This window comes from Mycobacterium sp. TH-M82, assembly GCF_057473605.1.
On sequence record NZ_JBYCKY010000128.1, the window covers coordinates 1 to 3,376 of the forward strand.

Here is a 3,376-nt window from a genome sequence, read left to right on the forward strand (position 1 = left end):
ATGATCAGCTCCGGCACCCCGGTCAACAAGGTGATGCCCGCCGCGAACGCGCCGGGGTTGACGTTCTGGACGAACACCGAGAACACGTAGCCGCCCAAGATACCGATGATGACGACCAGGCCGTTCAGCAGCACCGCCACCAGGCCGGCGGCCAGCATGCGCGGCGTCACCAGTCGCTGCACCGGGTTGATGCCCAACACCTCCATCGCGTCGATCTCTTCGCGGATCGTCCGTGAGCCCAGGTCGGCGCACATCGCGGTCGCGCCCGCGCCGGCCACGATCAGCACGGTCACCAGCGGGCCGACCTGGGTGACCGCGCCGAACGCCGCACCTGCACCGGACAGGTCCGCCGCACCCAGTTCCCGCAGCAAGATGTTCAGGGTGAAGCTGACCAGGACGGTGAACGGTATGGCCACCAGCAGTGTGGGTGCCAGCGAGACGCGGGCGACGAACCAGGACTGCTCGAGGAACTCCCGCGTCTGGAAGGGGCGGCGGAAGACGAATCTGACGGCGTCGAACGACATCGCGAACAACCCGCCGACCGCCTGCATCGGCCCCGACAGATTACGCCCGAGCCTGATCCCCGGCGACCAGCGGTCCTGCGCCCTTTCTCCGATTGCCACAGACGCACGCCCCTTCGTGAAGCCCGACACAGACCCGCCGACAGCCCAGAAATGTAACACGGCTCCCTCGTGTCGATGCAATCTTTACAATCTTGGTTATCTTAAGGGTGCCGGTGGTCTTCGCGATGCGAAATGAGCCAGGTTCAGCCACCCGCGACGAGGTGGGCCACCGACCCCTCAGGGCCGGGCCACAACGAAGCCCTCGACAAGCTATATTCAGCCGATCTATATATTACGAAGGTGAACTTCGGACCGCGAGGGAGCCGGGCCGTTCTGATGCAGACCTGACACGCAGGAGTCTTCGGTGGCCTCTCTGGACGTCAACGGCGGCAAGGTCGTCTACGAAATCCTCGGTGAATCTGGCGATCTCATCGTCTTGACGCCCGGTGGCCGGTTCAGCAAGGACGTTCCCGGGCTGCGACCACTGGCCGCGGCCCTGGTCGACGGCGGTTACCGGGTGCTGCTCTGGGACCGGCCCAATTGCGGCGCTTCCGACGTCCAGTTCTACGGGCAGTCCGAATCACACATGCGCGCCGAGACGTTGCACGGCGTGCTGACCGCGCTCGATGAGGGACCGTGCGTCATGGCCGGCGGCTCCGGCGGGGCGAGGGACTCCATCCTCACGGCGATCCTCTACCCCGAGCTGGTCACCAGGTTGGCGGTGTGGAACATCGTCGGCGGGGTGTACGGCATGTTCGTCCTCGGGTCGTACTACGTGCTGCCCAGCATCACGGCGGTGCGCGACCGCGGTATGACGGGTTTGCTGTCGGTACCGGAGTGGCGACGGCGCATCGAGAAGAACCCGAACAACGAGCAACGGCTGCTCAACCTCGACCGCGACGAGTTCCTCAAGGTGATGCTGCGGTGGCTCAACGCCTTCGTCTCCAAACCGGGACAGACCATTCCCGGGGTCGACGACGAAATGTTTGACCGCATCGCGGTTCCCACGCTGATCATCCGCGGCGGCGAGAACGACTGGGACCATCCCAAACGAACCTCGCTGGAGGTGAGTTGCTTGATCAAGGGGTCCGAGTTGATCGACCCGCCGTGGCCCGACGACGCCTGGGAGCAGGCGGCGCGGCAGCGTGCCGCGGACACGGCGGGCCGGTTCAACATGTTCGACACCTGGGTGCTGGCCGCGCCCGCGATCCTGGGCTTTTTGGGTCGCTGAGGAGATCAAACCGGGGCGACCACGGCCATAGCGAGAGCCTCAGTTCGAGTAAGGGCACTCTCCCCCACCTGGTGCCGTCAATACCTACTTTTACGGCGGCCTCCTCCATGTCGGGGACAACGCCGGGGATCTCATCGACATCAACTCCGGGTCGGGAACGCCGCCTACCACATGTTCGGGTCCTGATCTCGATGTCGACGCTGGCGCACCTGTACTTCGGGTTCTCGGTGCTCGTCGAGTACGCGCTTGGGGCCGGGTGATGCGCGAACCGGTACAGCCAATGCACGACCGTCGGCGTTGACCTCGTGGCGAACCGCGGCCTGGAACTCGCCACCGCTCGCCATAGCCTGTCTGGTCACGCTCGGGATCAAGCTCATGCACCCAGACTGCTTGGAATACATCGTCGTCCACGAGATGATGCACTACTTCGAACGCAACGATGGAGAACGGTTCATCAGCCTGATGGACCAACATCTCCCAGACTGGCGGAGTCGACGAGAACAACTCAACCAGGCGCCCCTCGCTGAGGAGACCTGGTCATAACGGTGGTATCAGGCGATGCCGACGGCCACTGTGACGCGCATCGAATGCACCCGAAATCGGTGGCAGCGACTGCCCGACGTTCACCGGGTTACCGCGATTTCGGACATCTCGAACAGCGTTGTCGCGTCAATCCTTCGGATACGACCTGGGAACCCTTGGCTTACGCCGGGCTCCCTCCGCAGAGCGGACCCGTTCGGTTCCAGGGGGTCAGTTTTCACGTGCCGTTGACAACAGGTCGATTTCCCACCGCAGTACTGCCGCAGACGGCCCAGCGCGTCGCCGTCCGCGTCGACAGCACGACCGGGACGGTCCGCCGCCGAAATGTCCGACGCCGAAGATCGCTGTGCGACCAGGTGGACTCGCCGGTGGTTACGCCCTTGTTAACGACGGCCCAGCGTCCGCATCTCAGGTTGCCGCGGCGTTACTGGCCGACGGCGCATAGACTGACACCTCACGCCTTTTGTAACTTTCGTAACTATACTATGCAAGGTCGAGCTACGAAGGTGCGCTGAAAGGAAGTGAGACCCATGAGCACCGCCGCCACGGAGATCGTCAGTCCGGTTCCGGCCGATACCGACGACCTTGCCAATGTCCTCAGCTTCATCGAGGCGCACGAGACCCGTCACAGGACCTCTCCGGAGCCTGCTTTCTTCCTGTCCGGCGCGGGCGAACACGACCGTGTCGAACTGACCGAGCAGCTTCACGAGATCCTCAAGCGTGTCGTCCATGCCCTCAGCCGCGGCCAGTCGATCAGTATCCTGACTCGCGACCAGGAAATCTCCACCCAGCAGGCCGCCGAGCTCCTCGGTCTGAGCCGCCCCACGGTGGTTCGCCTCATCGAGGACGGCGAGTTGCACGCGCATGTGCCCGGCGCGGTCCGGCGCAAGCTCCGACTTGCCGATGTCCTCGCCTACCGCGAGGAGCTTGGCGCCCGGCGCAACCGGTTCATCACCGAGAGCTCAGCGGAGTTCGCGGATGCCGACGCCGACGAGGTCGCCGCCTTGCTCGCCAAGGCGAAACGCAAGCGTTGACCTGCCGA

Annotated in this window: 5 protein-coding genes and 1 pseudogene; 4 read left to right on the forward strand and 2 right to left on the reverse strand. The window is 64.3% G+C overall.

The genetic code is table 11. From position 1 onward, the window contains the following. Positions 1-551: MlaE family ABC transporter permease (locus tag AC2VON_RS03690; protein WP_486951725.1), on the reverse strand; the 551-nt coding region annotated here is incomplete at its 3' end. A 376-nt stretch (positions 552-927) separates the two neighbouring features. Here AC2VON_RS03690 and AC2VON_RS03695 point away from each other — a divergent pair. Further along, complete coding sequence (locus AC2VON_RS03695) at positions 928-1,794, forward strand: alpha/beta fold hydrolase (protein ID WP_486951722.1); 867 nt, start codon at positions 928-930, stop codon at positions 1,792-1,794. 164 nt (positions 1,795-1,958) lie between these two features. On the opposite strand, the gene AC2VON_RS03700 is transcribed toward AC2VON_RS03695, so the two are convergent. Continuing rightward, positions 1,959-2,171 (reverse strand): hypothetical protein, encoded by a 213-nt coding sequence (locus AC2VON_RS03700; RefSeq protein ID WP_486951723.1) that lies wholly within the window; start codon positions 2,169-2,171, stop codon positions 1,959-1,961. A 40-nt stretch (positions 2,172-2,211) separates the two neighbouring features. Between AC2VON_RS03700 and AC2VON_RS03705 the strand changes: the two genes are divergently transcribed. The 3 genes and pseudogenes from AC2VON_RS03705 to AC2VON_RS03715 all read left to right on the forward strand — a co-directional run bounded on the left by AC2VON_RS03705 (position 2,212) and on the right by AC2VON_RS03715 (position 3,368). Next, on the forward strand, positions 2,212-2,337 hold the full coding sequence (locus tag AC2VON_RS03705) for a YgjP-like metallopeptidase domain-containing protein (protein WP_486951726.1): 126 nt from the start codon (positions 2,212-2,214) through the stop codon (positions 2,335-2,337). A gap of 230 nt (positions 2,338-2,567) precedes the next feature. After that, a pseudogene (locus tag AC2VON_RS03710) lies at positions 2,568-2,779 on the forward strand (rolling circle replication-associated protein); the annotation flags it as partial. Between the two features lie 85 nt (positions 2,780-2,864). Continuing rightward, positions 2,865-3,368 carry an excisionase family DNA-binding protein gene (locus AC2VON_RS03715; protein ID WP_486951724.1) on the forward strand — a complete coding sequence of 168 codons (504 nt, stop codon included), beginning with the start codon at positions 2,865-2,867 and terminating at the stop codon, positions 3,366-3,368. Positions 3,369-3,376 lie beyond the last annotated feature (8 nt).